This is a genomic window from Eupransor demetentiae, assembly GCF_963930865.1.
Taxonomy (GTDB): Bacteria; Bacillota; Bacilli; order Lactobacillales; family Lactobacillaceae; genus Eupransor; species Eupransor demetentiae.
In genome coordinates this window covers 212,463-228,671 of the sequence record NZ_CAWVOH010000001.1, presented here as the reverse complement: position 1 = coordinate 228,671, position 16,209 = coordinate 212,463, and the positions used below count along the sequence as shown (strand labels likewise).

The window sequence follows — 16,209 nt, the reverse complement described above, 5'->3', positions numbered from 1 at the left end:
ACTCCTCTCCCTAATTGAACTTATCGTTTAAAAGCCACAACCGCTTCAACATGGACGGTTTGTGGGAACTGATCAACCGGCTGAACCGGTCCATCAAAGTGATAGCCAGTCTCAATTAACTGAGCGGCATCACGGGCTAAGGTCGCCGGATTACATGAAACGTAAACAATTCGCTCCGGTTCCATGGCGACCGTTGCTTCAATCACTTCGGGCGTCAAACCCTTGCGGGGTGGATCGAAGAAAACAACGCTGGGTTTCAATCCTTCAGCCTGCCACTTTTGCATTTGTTCAGGCGCATCGGCTGTGATAAAGCTTGCATTGTCCACACCATTCAAACGAGCATTTTCACGCGCGTCAGCAATCGCATCGGGGACCACTTCAACTCCGTAGACCTGCTTAACTTGGTCGGCAACGGACAAGGCAATTGTCCCGATACCACAGTAGGCATCAACCACGACATCATCGGGCTTCAAATCAGCCTTCTGCGCGGCCAACTGGTATAACTTCGCCGTTGTCTTAGGGTTAACCTGATAGAAAGAGTTTGGCCCAATTTGGTAGGTCTTACCAAGCAAGGTATCCTCAATCTTGTCGGCGCCCCAAAGTGTCACGTTTTCGCCACCCATGATGACGTTGGTGTGGACATTGTTAATGTTTTGAATCAAGGACTTCAAAGCCGGCAACTTTGCTCGCAGGCGTTCGATGATTAATTCTTTACCGGGCAGCTTGGCATGGTTGGTTACGATAACCACCATCAATTCGCCACTTTGTTCACCGTAGCGAGCCATAATGTGGCGGACCAAGCCCTTCTTGGTCTTTTCATCGTACGCTTGTAGGCCTAAGCCATCCAAGACCTCCCGTGTTGCGGCAACCGCTTGGTCAACTTCCGGATTTTGAATGTAAAAATGGTCTGTTGGAATCAAAGTATGTGAACCACGGCGGTAAAAACCAGTCGCCAAGTGGCCCTTAACCATTTGAACAGGGACTTGAGCCTTGTTACGGTAGTGGGTTGGATCTTCCATGCCGATGGTTTCAGCTACCGCAACATCTAGGTGCAACTTCTGGAAAACGTTTTCCACCTGCTCTTGCTTAAACTTAAGTTGAGCAGGATAAGCCAAGTTAGCTAAGGGGGCAATGCCGGCCGCTAAAGCCACTTTATCGGGCACTTCAACACGGTCTGGTGAGTCGCTTAAACGCTTGACCACCCGGCCAAAGGCGTAGTTCTTCAAAACCTTAGTCGCCTGCAATTCGACTTCTTCACCTGGTAAGGCATTGGCCACAAAGATTGGAAAATGGTCCAACTTAGCAACACCCATGCCTTGATAGGAAAGGTCCACAATCGTGGTCGTGATGGTTTCGTTTTTTGAAATGGGGGCCTTGCTGGCCGGCTGGCGGTTAATTTTAGCCATTAATGCTAATCCTTTTGCTCTTCTACTTTTGCTTCTAATTCTTCGACCTGCTTAACAAATTCACGCTTGGCTTCATCGGTTGATCCCGGAGTCATGGCGGAACGATTAGCAACAAAGCGGATGTGTTGCTTCAAATTGTCAAAGGTCATCGGTGCATCCCCACCGTATTCACCATCCAAGTTGACCTTCAGGCGTTCATCGCTCAAAGGTGTGATTTCAACATGGTCGGTTTTCTTATAAATTAGACGTTCATTGTCCACGTGCTTGCCGCCGTTTAGCATTTGCGCTACCAGTTGCAAGACCTGGAAAATATTTGATGATTTCACAATCAAAAGGGTGAACTGCCCGTCATCTAATTTGGCATCGGGGACGATGGATTCGAAACCCCCAACTGAGTTGGTTAAGGCCAAGAAAATCATCGAGATGTCCCCGGAGTACTCGCCACCATCATAAACCACTTTGGCTTGCACATTTTTAACCCGGGTTAGGAGTTCAGCACCCTTAACTAAGTAGGCCAAGTAGCCGTAAAGGGATTTCATCGCTGAAGGGACGCCATAGGTAACTTCCGAGATGGTTCCTAGAGCAGCAATGTTCATGAAGTACTTCGTACTATCGCCGTGAATAACCTTCCCGATGTCCATCTTGATGGTTTCGTCTTTTAGGATGACCTTAGCGGCTTCCAAAGGCTCGTCACGCGGAACCTTCAAAGCGCGAGCGTAATCATTGGTCGTACCGGCCGGGATAATAGCCATCATAGGGCGCTTTGGTAAACCAGCAATGCCGTTAACCACTTCGTTAATGGTGCCATCACCTCCCGCAGCGACAATCAAATCAAAGCCATCCTTGGCCGCACGAGTGGCTTCATGGGCAGCACTCAGTGGTTCTGGTGTCGTGGCAAAAGCCGAAGTTTCGTAACCCGCCTGCTCATAAACCGCTAAAATATCGAGCATTTCACGTTTAACCGCTTCACGACCGGAGCTTGGATTATAGATAATACGAGCTCTTTTCCTTGCCATAGTGCTTTATCACCTAATGCGTTTGCACGCATCCCTTTCAAAAATATGTACGCGAACCCTTCCGGGTCCACTGCAACTTAGCGTTGCTTTAATTCTGCCATCAAAAGTTGGTTCAAAACCGTTGGGTTGGCTTGTCCCTTAGACTTCTTCATTAGTTGTCCAATCAAGAAACCAACGGCACGGTCCTTACCACCCTTAAAGTCTTCAATTGACTGTGGGTTAGCATCCAAAACTTCGATAATCCAAGGCTTCAAAACTTCAGGATCAGAAATCTGAACCAAACCGTTCTTCTTAGCAAATTCGGCTGGTTCTTGACCGTCCATAATAGCTTCAAAGACCTTCTTGGCTTGCTTGGTTGAGATGGTGCCATCTTCAATCAACTTAATCATACCGGCCAAGTGTTCTGGCGTTAACTGCGTTTCCTGCAATTCAACCTGGTGCTTGTTCATGTAAGCATTCACGTCACCAATCAAATAGTTAGCGGCACGCTTGGCTTCACCGCCTGCTGCAACGGTCTTATCAAAGAAATCGGCCATGGCAAGCGTCTGCGTCAAAACTTCGGCATCATATGGTTCCAAACCAAGTTCTTCAACATAGCTCTGTTGACGTTGTGCGGCTGACTTAGGCAAAACAGCAGCCACTTCGTCAATCCACTTTTGGTCAATGGCAATCGGTGCCAAATCGGGTTCAGGGAAGTAACGGTAATCATCCGCCCCTTCCTTAACACGCATCAACATGGTGGTGTTGCTTGGTTCGTCGTAACGACGAGTTTCCTGGCGGATGGTGCCACCAGAACGCAAGATGTTCGCCTGACGCTTTTCTTCATAAATCAAGGCGTTACGAACATAGTTGAAGGATGAAACGTTCTTCATTTCGACACGAGTACCGTATTCGCTGGCCCCGTGCGGACGAATTGAAATGTTGACATCGGCACGCATCTGTCCTTCTTGCATCTTGGCTTCAGATACCCCGGTAAAGAGGACTACTTGGCGAAGCTGTTCCAAATAAGCATAGGCTTCATCGGGTGAATGCAAGTCAGGCTTTGAGACGATTTCGACCAAAGGGGTTCCCTGACGGTTCAAATCGACGTAAGAATAGCCGTCTTCCCCGTGGGTGTTCTTACCGGCATCTTCTTCCACGTGCAATTCTTCGATTCCAACACGCTTAGTTTCACCGTTTGGCAACTTAACGTCCAAGTAACCGTGGCGGCCCAGTGGTGTGTGGAACATGGTCGTCTGATAAGCCTTAGGGTTATCAGGATAGAAATAGTTCTTACGATCCCAGCGAATCAAAGGTGAGATTTCTGCGTTCAAGGCCAAGGCCACGCGCATACCATATTCGATGGCACCCTTGTTGGCAACGGGCAAAACACCTGGATAAGCCCAGTCAATCACGTTCGTGTTGGCGTTTGGCGTATCCCCGTAGTGGACGGGTGAAGGTGAAAGCAACTTGGAATTCGTTTGCATTTCAACGTGGACTTCAAGTCCGATGGTCGTTTCAAAGTTTCCGTTTCCCATTACTTGTCACCTCCTTGATAAGCTGCCGCAATTGCGGGACGTTGCTTCAACAAATCACTGGCCTCTTCAAAGGCTTGTGCAGCTTGGTAAATTGTTGCTTCGTCAAAGGCCTTTCCAATCATCTGCAAACCGATTGGCATACCGTCCTTAGAGAAGCCAGCGTTAATGGACAAACCGGGCAAACCGGCCAAGTTAACGGGGATGGTCAAAACATCGCCCATGTACATGGCCTTAGGATCCCCAATTTCTTCACCCAAACCATAGGCAGGTGTTGGCGTAGTTGGTCCGACAATCAAGTCGTACTGATCAAAGACCTTGTTAAAGTCGTCAATAATCAAAGTTCGAATTTGAGCGGCCTTCTTAAAGAAGTCATCGTAGGCCCCTGCTGACAAAGCGAAGGTTCCCAACATGATACGGCGCTTAACTTCGTTTCCAAAGCCTTCTGAACGGCTCTTGGTATAAACTTCTTCCAAATTCTTGGCATCAGGTGCACGGAAACCATAGCGGATTCCGTCATAACGCTGCAAGTTTGAAGATGCCTCTGAAGACATGGTGATGTAGTAAGCTGCCACTCCGTAGCGAGTGTGGGGCAAGGATACTTCATCAACCGTGGCACCCAAGGCTTCCAGCTGGGCGATGCCCGCCCTAACCTTAGCGGCAACTTCAGGGTCAATTCCTTCACCAAAGTATTCCTTTGGCACGGCAATCTTCATTCCCTTAACACCCTTACCCAAGTTCTTGGTGTAATCCGGTACTTCCGTGTCAACAGAAGTTGAATCCCACTTATCAAAACCGGCAATGGCGTTCAAAACCAAGGCGTTATCCTTAACGGAACGGGTCAAAGGACCAATTTGATCCAAAGAAGAGGCCATGGCAAAGAGGCCAAAACGTGAAACGCGGCCATAGGTCGGCTTCAAACCAACAATTCCGTTAAAGGCTGCCGGTTGGCGAATGGAGCCACCCGTATCAGAACCCAGAGCGTAAGGCACTTGTCCGGCAGCAACCGCTGCCCCTGATCCACCTGATGAACCACCAGGCACCTTGTTGTGGTCCCAAGCGTTCGTGGTTTTCTTGTAGTAAGAAGTTTCGGTTGAACCACCCATGGCAAATTCATCCATGTTCAGCTTTCCCAGCGAAATGGCCTTGGCATCCTGCAGCTTCTTAACCACCGTAGCGTTATAGACCGGCTTAAAGCCTTCCAAAATATGTGAAGCACCAGTAGTTTCCTGGCCTTCCGTCGAAATGTTGTCCTTCAAGCCCATTGGGATTCCGGCAAGCACATCGTTGAAATCACCGGCTTGGTCAATCGACTTGGCGGCTTGCAAAGCTTGATCATCCGTCGTGCGGAGAAAGGCTTGCAAGTCGCCATCAGTTTGCTTGATGTTGTCCAAGCTAGCCTTGGTCAACTCTTCAGCGCTAATTTGGCCACCCTTTAACTGCTCATGCAAAGAGCTCAAATCATGGTCGAAATAGTTAAATGTCATGTTTTACTCTTCTCCCTTCAAGATGGCTGGCACCTTAATCAGGTCAGCAGCTTCTTGTGGCGCATTGGCCAACAAGGCCTTACTTTGATCCCAGTTTTCGGCTTTATCAGCACGCAAATGGTTGACATTGGGCGTGACTGAGAAGGTTGGTTCCACATTATTGGTGTCCACCTCGGCCATCGTGTCACAGAGATCAAGAATCTGTCCGAGTTGATCCGTGAAACGGTTAAGTTCGTCCTCACTTAGTTCTAGTTTGGCTAGACTGGCTACGTGAGCAACTTCGCTTTTGGAAATTTTTTGAGCCATCTTAAATTCACCTCGTTTAAGCGGTTAAAAGCCACTCAAACTGCTATCCTTTCAAAATTTTTACACTCGTTAATTTTACCATAATTTGCTTTTAGACTCCCCTTGGCTTTTGGGGCAAAAGATAGTATAATTTTATTTGTTGTTACAACAACCGTCCCTGGTCTTAGTTTGACGTCTCACCGTCGTCTGACTCAGCTCAGGGAGACATTTTAGAAAGGTGGATATGATTATGGCCCTTACAAAAGAACGTAAGAACGAAATCATTAAGGAATATGCCCGCCAAGAAGGCGATACTGGTTCAGTTGAAGTTCAAGTTGCAGTTTTGACTGCTGACATCAACGAATTGAACAAGCACATGGCATCTCACAAGCATGATTTCCACTCACAACGTGGTTTGATGAAGAAGATTGGTCGTCGTCGTAACTTGTTGCGTTACCTACGTAACGACGACATCCAACGTTACCGTGAGTTGATCAAGCGCTTAGGTTTGCGTCGTTAATCTTTCGATTAACTTAATAACCTCGTATCAAATTTAAGGAGAAAGACATATGCCAATTATTGAATCTTCAATTCAACGTGCACGCTTGAGTCTCAAGCAACACGATCGCAACGAACCACTTCGTAGCGCTTATCGTTCAACTGTTAAGCGTTTCGAAAAGGCAGCAGCCAATGGTTCAGCCGACTTGGCCGACCTTTACAAGGAAGCTTCTTCAGCTATTGATCACGCCTACTCAAAGGGCTTGATCAAGAAGAACAAGGCTTCACGTCAAAAGTCACGTTTGGCTAAGTACTTGAACAAGTAAGTTCAATTCAAAAAGCACTCGCAATTTGCGAGTGCTTTTTTGTTGTCCCCTTTTATTTCTCCTTGAAGATAAAGAGCTTCGAGAGGACATAGTTTGAAATAATGACGAAGATATTTTGAATGCCGTTCCAAAGAATATCGTTTTGGTGCAATAGATAAACACCTAAGGCCAGGATTAACCAACCGATGACGCCCGTGACGATACGAGCGGCGTAAAACTGACCCGCTTCGATGACAATCCCCTGCCAGTGCTTGGTTTGGGACTGGAAAACCCAGATTCGATTGGTTAGGTAGGCAAAAAGAACGGCCAAAAACCAAGAAGCCAGGTAGGACCAAGTCGGTCCCCAGTGCCAAACAGCCGCAAAGAGCGCATAAGTTAGCATGGAAACGACAAAAGTCGCGCCACCAAAGAAAAGATAGAGGATACTTTCGCGGTACTTATCCCAATTTTGTTTGAGCATTTGCATTGTTTTTATTTTCCGTCCTTCGAATTGTAATGATTGGCGTACTCGATTTTAGGATGAAAATGACGGCCGGCACGAATGGCCTTGCGCATGGTGGCCAGCTTTTCAGCGCGGTGGTCCGCCTTAGAAAAGAAAAGTTGCCAGTACTCCAAGCTAATCCGTAAGCGCGCTCGGTAACGACGGTACCAATCGCGCTTTTTTAGATAGTACATCTTGTTCCGATAAGCGTAAAAGTAGCGCTGAATGCGGTCGGGTCCATCCTTTAAAATGCTAGAACCAGTATTGGCCTTCATTTTGTGCAGGACGCGGGCCGCAGGAACGAAGTAGCCGGGCGCAATCCGACCGGCGCGTTCGCTGTACTCAATGTCGTCACCCCAAATAAAGAAGTCCGTGATGGGCAGGCCGATTTTTTCGACAACCGTGCGGCGAAAGAGGATGGCCACAAAGGTAGCCGATTGCAGCTGGACCGGCTGAGCTCCCTCTTCGGGAACCTTTTGCAAACGATTCATTGGTGCGGGCGCATTCATCTTAGCCCGATGGCCATCCGTCCAACGAACATCACTTGCCAAGAAACCGAAGTCCGGTTTTTGCTGGGCAAAATTGATTAGTTCCGTTAGGCTATCTCGTTGAACCATGGTGTCGTCGTCCATCAACCAGACGAAATCATCCTGAGTTTCTTCGATAAAGTAACGAACCCCACGATTGAAGCCCCCTGCCCCGCCGATGTTTTCGGGTAGGCGTAAGTAGACGATTTGGTCACCGAGGCTTTCCAAATAATCTTGCGTATCAGCATCCGAGGCATTATCCACCACAATCAGGTGGCTGAGCGGTAAATCTTCTTGCTGCAAATGCGCAATACATTCTTTGAGTAAAGCCAGGCGGTTGTAGGTAACTACTACCGCGGCAACTTTGCGTTCTTTAGCTTGGCTTTGCGTTTGTACTGTCATGCGATTTCATCCTATATGTAGCAATAACCAATACCGTTAGCATAGGCGCTCAACATTATACGACGGTTAAATATTGCTTATTCGTCCGAGTTTTTAAAACGATTATCAATCAAAGCAGCCCAAACCACTGGAATTAGGAGGTAGAGCGGATAAATGTAGCGGTTTAGACCGTTAACTGGTGAAATGGTGGCGATGGCCAAAACTGCTAAACCAAGGCTGGCCAAAAGAATGGCTAATTTAGCGCGGGCCTGAATGGCAGTGCCGAGCAAAAGCAGCATCAGCAGCCCCCACAGGCCGGATTTAAAGAGCCAGTTCCAACCCGTACGCTGATAAAGTCGATTGAGTTTATCCTGATAGCCCTGTGCCTGCTTGCTGTGTCGGGCCGAGTAACCCTTGAAGAGGGTCGTGTTTTCGTAAGGAACTAAGCCTCCTACCAGCGCAAGATCAGACTGGACCGGATTATGGACGGGAGTGAAGTACTGGTAGGCATCGTTGAAGCCCGCAGCAAAATACAGGCCGAGATTCTTTTGTCCGATTTGCCACCAGAGTTTAAGGTAGTCCGCCTTGTGCTGGTTGAAGTAATTTCCCTTAACAAGGTCCATATTGCTTTGGTAATCCTTGCCCTTTTGCCAGAAATTCTTGGGGTAATAGTAAATACTGTGCTTGACCGGATCATAAAAAAGCGGATTGTAACTATTCCTCATTAGCTTCGTGTCGGCGAATTTAGCTAGTTCCTGCCGCTCAGTATACGAAACTCCACTCGGATTTTCCTTCAAAACCCGAGCCATTTGCTGACTAGGCAAAGCCATTACTTCCACTGATTCTGTGGGTAAGACACTGGCGGCAGGCAATAGTAACTTCGACCAGGCGGCCCAGCAGGCCAGGGCTAAGATCAAGCCAGCAAACTGCTTTTTCCAACCTGAAATTCGCAGACAAAGTAAGGCCAGTAGATAAAAAATCAGAAGCAGCAAGGAATCATTACGCACCAGTAGCAAGAAAATTGCTGCCAATGTGAAGAAAGTAAAGCCAACAACACCCTTTGCATGCTGGAAATAAGACAAGGCGGCAACGATGAAAAGGGCCAAGGCAGCCAAAGCTAAGGCCGTTTTATTGACGCTAACTACCATAATTGGAAATGCCGGAAAAAAGGCAAAGAAAGCCCAGGTAATCCAAGCCGTTCCGCGAGAAAAACGACCAATTTTCCATACCAGCAGTGATAAAGTCGTCACCAACAATAGATAATCAAAGCCAACAATGGCTGCGGTTCCACCATTGGTGCCCGCCAGTAACTTACCAAAGTCAAAAAGATTGCCCAAGATCAAGGAAGTCAAATAAGGATGGTGATTGGACAGATAAAACTGCTGGTTAAGCTGGTTATAATCAATCCCGTAAAAATGGATGTTTTGTGCGGGCATTGCCACTTGAAAAAAAGAATTTAACTGATCCGCACCATCCCAGGTTAGAACTCCGGGCCAGGTCAATAAGAGGTAAGGTAACCAGGCTAAGGCTAAACCAACTGGAATTAAGTAGCGATACTTGCTCGATAAACTAGCCTGAGCGGCAAAGTGAGCCCCATGTCCCCTACCTTCCACGAAGTAGGCCAGTAATTTGATGAACTGATAAAAAATAAAGGCCAGAATCATAAAGTAGAGCAAACTCAAGGCAAAGCCAGCCCAATTTTTAGGCCAGTTAAAGGCAAAACCAGCCTGCTGATTTAAGGAAGCAAGCACGGTTACTGAGGCCAAAAAGGCCGCAACTAGCAAGCTAGCCCAATTCATGCGGAAATAACTTTTTTTAGGATTTGAAGCCATAAAAACCTTTCATTAAGCAGGACTATTCTTCCTTGGGCCGTAATTTAGCAGCCATTAGGAGAATAAAGGGCATGATGACGATAATGCCTAAGGCGTACCGCTCCGAATTATTGACGGGCGAAAGTGCTGCAATCGCTATCTCGAGCAGAACGGGCAAGGCCAAAGCCAAGCGTCGCCAAGTTGCCAAAAAGACGGGCAAGACCAATAAGAAAAGCACGATCCAGAAGTTGCCATGGAGGAAGAACCCTATAATTGGACGATCAAAAACGGCATTATAGGCCTTGATGCTGTGGGCCCGAACTGGGTTGTTGTATAGGGTCGAACTACCAGCTTGCAAGGAACCATAGCCGTTGCCAATCACATCCGGCACCATCGTGGCGAACATGTCATTTGCCGAAATGCTGCGCAAATCAAAGTAACCGGTCAGTTTTGATAAAAAGGCATCCAGATATATATCCGGCCGTTTTTGCAGGAGTGAGAGCCAAATCCCATTGAAGGGCTGCCAGTCACTCTTGTTAACCGTTTGGTAGCGGTATCCCAGCGCCGTCGGGTCGGAAAATTTGGCATAACCGGATGACTTCACTGGATCAGTAATATTGGGATCATATAGATGCGCCAAGTTATCCAGGTCAAAGAGTTGATCTAACTGCTGACTTTGCACCGACGTCAAAGCCTGCCGGTCATATTTTACAAAACGAGCAATTTGCTGAGTTTGAATTCCCTTGGCTTCAATAGGATCATCCGCAATCAAAATCCCCTGGCCAATCAAGGCCATGGTGGTCACCTTCAAAATCACAACGGGAAGGAGCATAGCGAATAGAATCGACCCAGCCGCTTCGCGAAAGTACAAAACTAATAGAACAAGCGCCATGACACCATAGAGTGGCAAAGCCCATTTAACGGCGATGCAACCAATCAAAACCCCAATAAAGAGCAAGTACTTCCACTTGGCATCCACCCGCCCTTTTTGCTGGTAGAGCTGGAAAAGCAGTGTCAAAACCAGGACCGACGAAGACGAAAAGAGTGGATTCTTACTCAAAGAAATCGTTGAAAAAATAAAGATCGCTGGATTCAAAAGAACCAGGAGCAGACTGGCAATTTTAATCCAGGACTGGGAAATTTGGCGGTTGAAATAGGCCAAACTGTAAGAATAAACCGCAATAGCAAAGGCAAAGTGAAGACCGCCAAGCAGTATAAAGGCTGGCAAATAGCTGTGAAAAGCCAACCAGGAATACTTCATGGGTAGGCCATAGAGCGCGGTCAAAATTGCCCCGTGCTGATTCGACCACATGCCCGTCGTTTGCTCGGTCAAGTAATGGGCAATTGGGTAAATATTGTAAATATTTTCAACCGGCAAGGTCGTGCGGACCGTCGTCATTTCGCGGACCTGGGCAACAAAATCCCAACCCGAAATCACCGGGAAAAATGGCAAAAGCGCAATGCCCCAAACCACCAGCAGTAACTTGGCGATAAAACGCTGAGACTGCAAGGGCTGCAAAATTTCTTCCAGCCGTGTTGGGGCCGCATGTTCCAAATGCTCTACTGGTTGGTTGAAATAAGCCAAAAGAACCAGCATTGCCAAAGCGAAAAGTACCGTCCAGCCGAACCAGAAGACGAAATAACGCCCCTGCCCCGCTGTAAAAATACTGCCATTTATGTCGTGATAGGCGCGACCAAAACTGTTAAAAAAGCCCAACAGAACGGCAATCAATGTGACTGCCAGCTTTTGCCAGACCGTTAAGGAACGTATATTATTCAGCATTTTCCAAATCCTTTTGTCGATCTGCTGCACGAATCAAGGCCAGCTCAAAGCTACGCTTGTCGTTGGTCTGAATCGCATTCAAAATCGATCCTGAGAAAAAGGCAATCAATGCGCCAACAAAGAGAATCATCGCCACAACCAGACTCGGCATGTTATCAACCAAGTGGGTTTGGGCATAAGGAATCCCCACGCGCAGAACAAATAGAATCGTCGCTGCCAGAAGGGCTAGGAGCGAGAAACTACCGTAGAAGGCAAAGGGATGGTAACCCCGGTATAAATTAATCACTGTCTTCACGACCTTCAGGCCGTCCCCAAAGGTATTGAGCTTGGAAACCGATCCATCGGGACGGTCACGGTAATTCACGACCACCGTGTCGACCAAGAGATTTTTTTCCGTGGCATGAATCGACATTTCAGTTTCGATTTCAAAGCCTCGTGAGAGAACGGGGAAAGTCTTGACGAAACGATAGGAAAAGGCCCGGTAGCCGGTCAAAATATCACGAATATCGGTCTTAAAAAGGTGGTTAATCATGGCCCGCACCATGCTGTTACCAACATTGTGGAAAGGCCGCTTGTTTTGCTCAAAATAAGTGGAAGACAAACGATCGCCGACCACCATGTCGGCTTGGCGATCCATCACCTTAGCATACATCTCCGGAATCGCTTCAACTGGATAAGTGTCATCAGCGTCCAGCATAATATAGGCCCGGGCATCGATTTCACGAAACATTCGGCGAATAACGGCGCCCTTCCCCTGGGCGTATTCGTGGCGAACAATGGCGCCAGCCTCTTTGGCCAAGGCAGCCGTCTTATCAGCCGAATTATTATCGTAGACGTAGACTGCGGCACCATCGATGTCGGCAATCGCACCCTGCACATCCTTGACCACTTTGGCAATCGTCATTTCTTCGTTATAGGCTGGGATTAAAACCGCTAAATTTTTCATTTTTCTCTCCATCGCTTAGCTCTCTCAAAGCACTATATTTTACAAAAATGAATATGTACGCCCAAAGAGGCGATCCTCTTAGGCTTTGTCGTGGGCAAAATTAAAGTCCTGGGCCACACCGAATTCTTGGCGAACGGTGTTAAAGGCGTCGTTAAAGACTTGGTCCATGTCGAAGTAGCGGTACTTACCCAAACGACCACCGAACATGACTTCCGGTGCATTCTGACGAGCTTCTTGCACGTATTGCTTGTACAATTCCGTGTTCTTTTCGTTGTTAACGGGGTAGTAGGCTTCCTTGCTACGATCCCAGTCCTGTGGATACTCGCGGGTAATAATGGTCTTATCCTTATCACCCAAGCCATCAAAGTGGCGCCATTCCATGACACGGGTGTAAGGCGTCTTGGCATCCGTATAGTTAATGACGGCGTTACCTTGATAGTTGTCCGTATCCAAGGTTTCACTTTCAAAACGCAGTGAACGGTATTCCAATTCACCAAACTTATAGTCAAAGAATTGGTCAATCATACCGGTGTATAGTACGCGAGGGAACTCTTCCAAGAAGGTATCCTTGTGGTCGAAGAAGTCCGTATCCGTCAAAACGTCAATCAAACCATTAGAGCGGTCAATCATGTTTTCAAAGATCTGGGTGTAACCACCGACAGGAATACCCTGGTAACGGTGGTTAAAGTAGTTGTTATCGTAGATAAAACGAACGGGCAAGCGCTTAATGATAAAGGCTGGCAATTCAGTGGCCTTACGACCCCACTGCTTTTCCGTGTAACCCTTAATCAACTTTTGGTAGATATCCGTTCCAATCAGGGAAATGGCCTGTTCTTCCAAGTTGCGCGGTTGACGGTCGCCCAAATCCTTTAGTGCGGCTTCCTTTTGCTCTTCAATCTTGGCCTTCGCCTCTGCAGGGGTCTTCGTGCCCCACATCTGGTAGAAGGTGTTCATGTTAAAGGGCAAGTTGTACAGCGTACCCTCGTAGTTGGCGATAACTTGGTTTTGGAAACCGTTAAAGTCTGCAAACTGACGGACGTAGTCCCAAACTTCCTTATTGTCCGTGTGGAAAATATGGGCACCAAAATCGTGGACCGTAATCCCTTCTTCGGTGTGCGTGTGCGTGTTTCCACCAATGAAGCTACGCTTTTCAACGATCAAAGAACGCTTACCACGCTTGGCTGCTTCATAGGCAAAGGTCATCCCAAAGGGACCGGCCCCAACAATCAAATAATCATAATTTTTTGTGTTAAATTGCTTCGTCATATTAAAAATGTACCTTTTTCTTCGCATTGGGTAAAAACTTACGCTTCAAAAACTGATAACCCTTGTCCAGCCAATTGGTCCGTTCCAAGGAGACAACTGGCACTTCGACTGCCGTTAGGTCCCGCGTTTTAAACCAGGTGTCCATCAAGAGTTCGCTTAGAAAACCGAAAACTCGCTTTTCCTGACCTTCGAGCTGTTCAAGGTCGACCTCTTTTTCAACGGCGGAAAGCACGTCGAAGACGAAAGCCGCGTAATCTTCAAAATGCTTGCGCGGCATGATGAACATGTTAAAGAGATGGGCCTTGGTTGAGGCTGCCATTTCCGCAAAGGCTGGATAATAATCCGGAAAATCTTCCTGCAAGACCCGCTCCAAAACCTGGTAGGGTTGGGCGGCGTGCGCGTGTAGATAGTGGTCGCCCTGCTTTTCAATCCAGTAGTTACGAGCCTTGGGAAGGATAATGTCAGCTTGCTGGAAGAGTCGTTCGATATCAGGTGCCATCAAACGCTGGTTGAGCGAATGGCCCCGCCTAGCCCCTAGATAACGGCGGTAGTGGTCTAAGCCGATGACATCTGAATCCTGATCATTTTTCCAAATCCAGTATAAAGCCGTTAATTCGTTGTAATTCGGATTTTTGGCCGAGATATTCTCACCTTGGTCATCAGCTTGAAAGCCTTGTGGAACTTCGTCACGAAGGGCCGCACCAACCAAAATCGGCTGATAAAGCGGATCATTGGGCATGGCGTAGTCCTTGTGACTGGCCACGTAGATTTTAATCTTATTCATCAAAAGGCCCCCTCTTGTTCAAAGACCTTGATGATGTTCATCAAGAAAACATAGCAGTCAAAGGTAAAGGATTGCTTTTTAACGTATTCCAATTCAATCTGCGCTCGCTCCGGATAGTGAATATTGGAACGGCCAGAAGCCTGCCAGAGGCCAAAAACACCTGGCGTAACTGAAAGAAATTCGTCAACTTGGTCGCCGTACTCCTTTAATTCGTCCTTTACGACTGGCCGTGGTCCAATCAAGGACATTGTGCCGTTCAAGACATTCCAGAACTGAGGTAATTCGTCCAAGGAAGTCTTGCGTAAAATCCGTCCTAAACGGGTAATCCGAGGATCTTCATTCGTCGGCAACTTGTAACCGTTGGCAACGAAAAGAGCGTACAACTCCGGGTCGGCCTTTAACCGAGTTTCGGCATCATCGAGCATCGTTTGAAATTTATAAATCTTGAAAACTTTACCGTGCAAACCAACTCGCTTCTGAGCGTAGATGATTCGCGATGTACTGCGTTCCAACTGAATCAAAATCGCAATCACAAGGTAAATCGGTGACAAGCAAATGAGCGCCAGCAAGGCCACAACAATATCGATGCTTCGTTTGATAATGGGATAGATTCGAGGCTGCCTCATTTACTGCCCTCCTTTCACTTAAGACGGGCAAAAGTGATTACTTCTGACCGTCTTCAATAATTTCTAATTCCTGTGCCATGGTCAAGGCTTGGCCAGGCTGCTTAGCTTGAGCTTCCTTGATGAGCTTGTTGATGGAGCGAACCGGTTTGCGTGGGATATCAGCGTATTCAATCTTGGGATTGAAGAAGAGTCCGCGAATACCACCCCAACCAACCATGCCGATTTTCTTAAAGCGGTAAGCGACACGCGGCGTGATCATAAGCTTGACCAGATCACGACAGTAAATCTTAGCTAGAACAAAGAAGAGTTCCTTCTTGGAGATCCGGCGCGCTGTCAAAACACGGTTTCGGAATTCATAGCGGTAACGCCACAAACGCTTAGCATCGCTTTCACGAACGATGTCACCTGGCAAAGTATTTTCCTTGGACTTGTGAACCGCCAAGGATTTAACCACCATGTAGCCACGATAGGCATTGGCCATCCGGTTAGTGTACTCAATGTCATCGCCCCAAATGAAGTATTCCTTTTGTGGCAAACCAACCATGGCCACCATGTCGCGCGAGAACATGACCGAAACGAAAGTGGAATTCACCACTTCGATTGCCTGATTGTCTTCTTGCAAGAAACGAGGCCAAGTAAAGGCACGGGGTGAATTGACGTTCATCCAGGATGGATTCCCATCAATACTTCCCCAGCGCACTTGTGAGTTCACAAAAGAAGTCTGTGGATGTTCATCCATGAATTCGACCAAGTACTTCAAGGCATTTTCCTGAACCATGGTGTCATCGTCCATCAACCAAACATAGTCGTCATCCAATTTTTCAGCAAAAAGCTTAACGGCCATGTTAAAACCACCGGCACCGCCAAGGTTACTTGGCGAATGGTAGATCACCAGCCGGTCGTCATCCAACGAGTCCAAGTATTCCTTGGTTCCGTCGTTTGACAAGTTATCAACAACAATTACGTGACCTAGGTACTCGCCCTGGTTCAATACGTTGGCCAAACACTCCTTCAATAAGTCCAAGCGGTTATAAGTTACAATCGCGGCTGCAACAGTCTTCGCCATTTTTCT

At 47.4% G+C, this 16,209-nt stretch carries 16 protein-coding genes; 2 read left to right on the top strand and 14 right to left on the bottom strand.

Annotated features, from left to right (window positions below; all coding sequences use genetic code 11):
• Nucleotides 1–20: 20 nt before the first annotated feature.
• From rlmD to gatC, 5 genes are all read right to left on the bottom strand, one after another.
• The gene (rlmD, locus tag ABSY64_RS01185; protein WP_349641237.1) at nt 21–1,406 is read right to left on the bottom strand and encodes a 23S rRNA (uracil(1939)-C(5))-methyltransferase RlmD; all 1,386 of its coding nucleotides are present in this window, start codon (nt 1,404–1,406) and stop codon (nt 21–23) included.
• Nucleotides 1,407–1,411: 5 nt separating this feature from the next.
• Entirely contained in the window at nt 1,412–2,422 is a 1,011-nt protein-coding gene (locus ABSY64_RS01180; protein WP_349641236.1) for a diacylglycerol kinase family lipid kinase, read from the bottom strand.
• 77 nt (nt 2,423–2,499) lie between these two features.
• The gene (gene gatB / locus ABSY64_RS01175; RefSeq protein WP_349641235.1) at nt 2,500–3,939 is read right to left on the bottom strand and encodes an Asp-tRNA(Asn)/Glu-tRNA(Gln) amidotransferase subunit GatB; all 1,440 of its coding nucleotides are present in this window, start codon (nt 3,937–3,939) and stop codon (nt 2,500–2,502) included.
• Entirely contained in the window at nt 3,939–5,423 is a 1,485-nt protein-coding gene (gene gatA, locus ABSY64_RS01170; RefSeq protein WP_349641234.1) for an Asp-tRNA(Asn)/Glu-tRNA(Gln) amidotransferase subunit GatA, read from the bottom strand. Before gatA ends, gatB begins: the two co-directional genes overlap by 1 nt.
• A 3-nt stretch (nt 5,424–5,426) precedes the next feature.
• Nucleotides 5,427–5,729 (bottom strand): Asp-tRNA(Asn)/Glu-tRNA(Gln) amidotransferase subunit GatC, encoded by a 303-nt coding sequence (gatC, locus tag ABSY64_RS01165; RefSeq protein WP_349641233.1) that lies wholly within the window; start codon nt 5,727–5,729, stop codon nt 5,427–5,429.
• A gap of 229 nt (nt 5,730–5,958) precedes the next feature.
• Between gatC and rpsO the strand changes: the two genes are divergently transcribed.
• Both rpsO and rpsT read left to right on the top strand, forming a co-directional pair.
• Nucleotides 5,959–6,228, top strand: coding sequence for a 30S ribosomal protein S15 (gene rpsO / locus ABSY64_RS01160; RefSeq protein ID WP_349641232.1), 270 nt, complete (start codon nt 5,959–5,961; stop codon nt 6,226–6,228).
• Between the two features lie 49 nt (nt 6,229–6,277).
• Complete coding sequence (rpsT, locus tag ABSY64_RS01155; RefSeq protein WP_349641231.1) at nt 6,278–6,532, top strand: 30S ribosomal protein S20; 255 nt, start codon at nt 6,278–6,280, stop codon at nt 6,530–6,532.
• A 52-nt stretch (nt 6,533–6,584) separates the two neighbouring features.
• Here rpsT and ABSY64_RS01150 read toward each other — a convergent pair whose 3' ends face one another.
• The 9 genes from ABSY64_RS01150 to ABSY64_RS01110 all read right to left on the bottom strand — a co-directional run bounded on the left by ABSY64_RS01150 (nt 6,585) and on the right by ABSY64_RS01110 (nt 16,203).
• Nucleotides 6,585–6,998 carry a GtrA family protein gene (locus ABSY64_RS01150; protein WP_349641230.1) on the bottom strand — a complete coding sequence of 138 codons (414 nt, stop codon included), beginning with the start codon at nt 6,996–6,998 and terminating at the stop codon, nt 6,585–6,587.
• Nucleotides 6,999–7,003: 5 nt separating this feature from the next.
• Complete coding sequence (locus tag ABSY64_RS01145; RefSeq protein WP_349641229.1) at nt 7,004–7,942, bottom strand: glycosyltransferase family 2 protein; 939 nt, start codon at nt 7,940–7,942, stop codon at nt 7,004–7,006.
• 77 nt (nt 7,943–8,019) lie between these two features.
• Nucleotides 8,020–9,753: a DUF6020 family protein gene (locus ABSY64_RS01140; protein ID WP_349641228.1), complete on the bottom strand. Its 1,734-nt coding sequence runs from the start codon at nt 9,751–9,753 to the stop codon at nt 8,020–8,022.
• A 22-nt stretch (nt 9,754–9,775) separates the two neighbouring features.
• Complete coding sequence (locus ABSY64_RS01135) at nt 9,776–11,515, bottom strand: DUF6020 family protein (protein ID WP_349641227.1); 1,740 nt, start codon at nt 11,513–11,515, stop codon at nt 9,776–9,778.
• On the bottom strand, nt 11,505–12,461 hold the full coding sequence (locus tag ABSY64_RS01130) for a glycosyltransferase family 2 protein (protein ID WP_349641226.1): 957 nt from the start codon (nt 12,459–12,461) through the stop codon (nt 11,505–11,507). The genes ABSY64_RS01135 and ABSY64_RS01130 overlap by 11 nt, the downstream gene beginning before the upstream one ends.
• A 78-nt stretch (nt 12,462–12,539) precedes the next feature.
• On the bottom strand, nt 12,540–13,727 hold the full coding sequence (glf, locus tag ABSY64_RS01125) for a UDP-galactopyranose mutase (RefSeq protein ID WP_349641225.1): 1,188 nt from the start codon (nt 13,725–13,727) through the stop codon (nt 12,540–12,542).
• A 1-nt stretch (nt 13,728) separates the two neighbouring features.
• The gene (locus ABSY64_RS01120) at nt 13,729–14,511 is read right to left on the bottom strand and encodes a DUF4422 domain-containing protein (protein ID WP_349641224.1); all 783 of its coding nucleotides are present in this window, start codon (nt 14,509–14,511) and stop codon (nt 13,729–13,731) included.
• Nucleotides 14,511–15,137 (bottom strand): sugar transferase, encoded by a 627-nt coding sequence (locus tag ABSY64_RS01115; protein WP_349641223.1) that lies wholly within the window; start codon nt 15,135–15,137, stop codon nt 14,511–14,513. Before ABSY64_RS01115 ends, ABSY64_RS01120 begins: the two co-directional genes overlap by 1 nt.
• A 37-nt stretch (nt 15,138–15,174) precedes the next feature.
• Nucleotides 15,175–16,203: a glycosyltransferase family 2 protein gene (locus ABSY64_RS01110; RefSeq protein ID WP_349641222.1), complete on the bottom strand. Its 1,029-nt coding sequence runs from the start codon at nt 16,201–16,203 to the stop codon at nt 15,175–15,177.
• Nucleotides 16,204–16,209: the final 6 nt, after the last annotated feature.

Bases quoted from the DNA above. Each gene is read 5' to 3' on its own strand.
- rpsO (WP_349641232.1), top strand. From the start codon at position 5,959: ATGGCCCTTACAAAAGAACGTAAGAACGAAATCATTAAGGAATATGCC.
- rlmD (WP_349641237.1), bottom strand. From the start codon at position 1,406: ATGGCTAAAATTAACCGCCAGCCGGCCAGCAAGGCCCCCATTTCAAAA.
- ABSY64_RS01110 (WP_349641222.1), bottom strand. From the start codon at position 16,203: ATGGCGAAGACTGTTGCAGCCGCGATTGTAACTTATAACCGCTTGGAC.
- ABSY64_RS01140 (WP_349641228.1), bottom strand. From the start codon at position 9,753: ATGGCTTCAAATCCTAAAAAAAGTTATTTCCGCATGAATTGGGCTAGC.
- ABSY64_RS01145 (WP_349641229.1), bottom strand. From the start codon at position 7,942: ATGACAGTACAAACGCAAAGCCAAGCTAAAGAACGCAAAGTTGCCGCG.
- ABSY64_RS01180 (WP_349641236.1), bottom strand. From the start codon at position 2,422: ATGGCAAGGAAAAGAGCTCGTATTATCTATAATCCAAGCTCCGGTCGT.
- gatB (WP_349641235.1), bottom strand. From the start codon at position 3,939: ATGGGAAACGGAAACTTTGAAACGACCATCGGACTTGAAGTCCACGTT.
- ABSY64_RS01130 (WP_349641226.1), bottom strand. From the start codon at position 12,461: ATGAAAAATTTAGCGGTTTTAATCCCAGCCTATAACGAAGAAATGACG.
- ABSY64_RS01115 (WP_349641223.1), bottom strand. From the start codon at position 15,137: ATGAGGCAGCCTCGAATCTATCCCATTATCAAACGAAGCATCGATATT.
- ABSY64_RS01135 (WP_349641227.1), bottom strand. From the start codon at position 11,515: ATGCTGAATAATATACGTTCCTTAACGGTCTGGCAAAAGCTGGCAGTC.
- gatA (WP_349641234.1), bottom strand. From the start codon at position 5,423: ATGACATTTAACTATTTCGACCATGATTTGAGCTCTTTGCATGAGCAG.
- ABSY64_RS01150 (WP_349641230.1), bottom strand. From the start codon at position 6,998: ATGCAAATGCTCAAACAAAATTGGGATAAGTACCGCGAAAGTATCCTC.
- ABSY64_RS01120 (WP_349641224.1), bottom strand. From the start codon at position 14,511: ATGAATAAGATTAAAATCTACGTGGCCAGTCACAAGGACTACGCCATG.
- rpsT (WP_349641231.1), top strand. From the start codon at position 6,278: ATGCCAATTATTGAATCTTCAATTCAACGTGCACGCTTGAGTCTCAAG.
- gatC (WP_349641233.1), bottom strand. From the start codon at position 5,729: ATGGCTCAAAAAATTTCCAAAAGCGAAGTTGCTCACGTAGCCAGTCTA.
- glf (WP_349641225.1), bottom strand. From the start codon at position 13,727: ATGACGAAGCAATTTAACACAAAAAATTATGATTATTTGATTGTTGGG.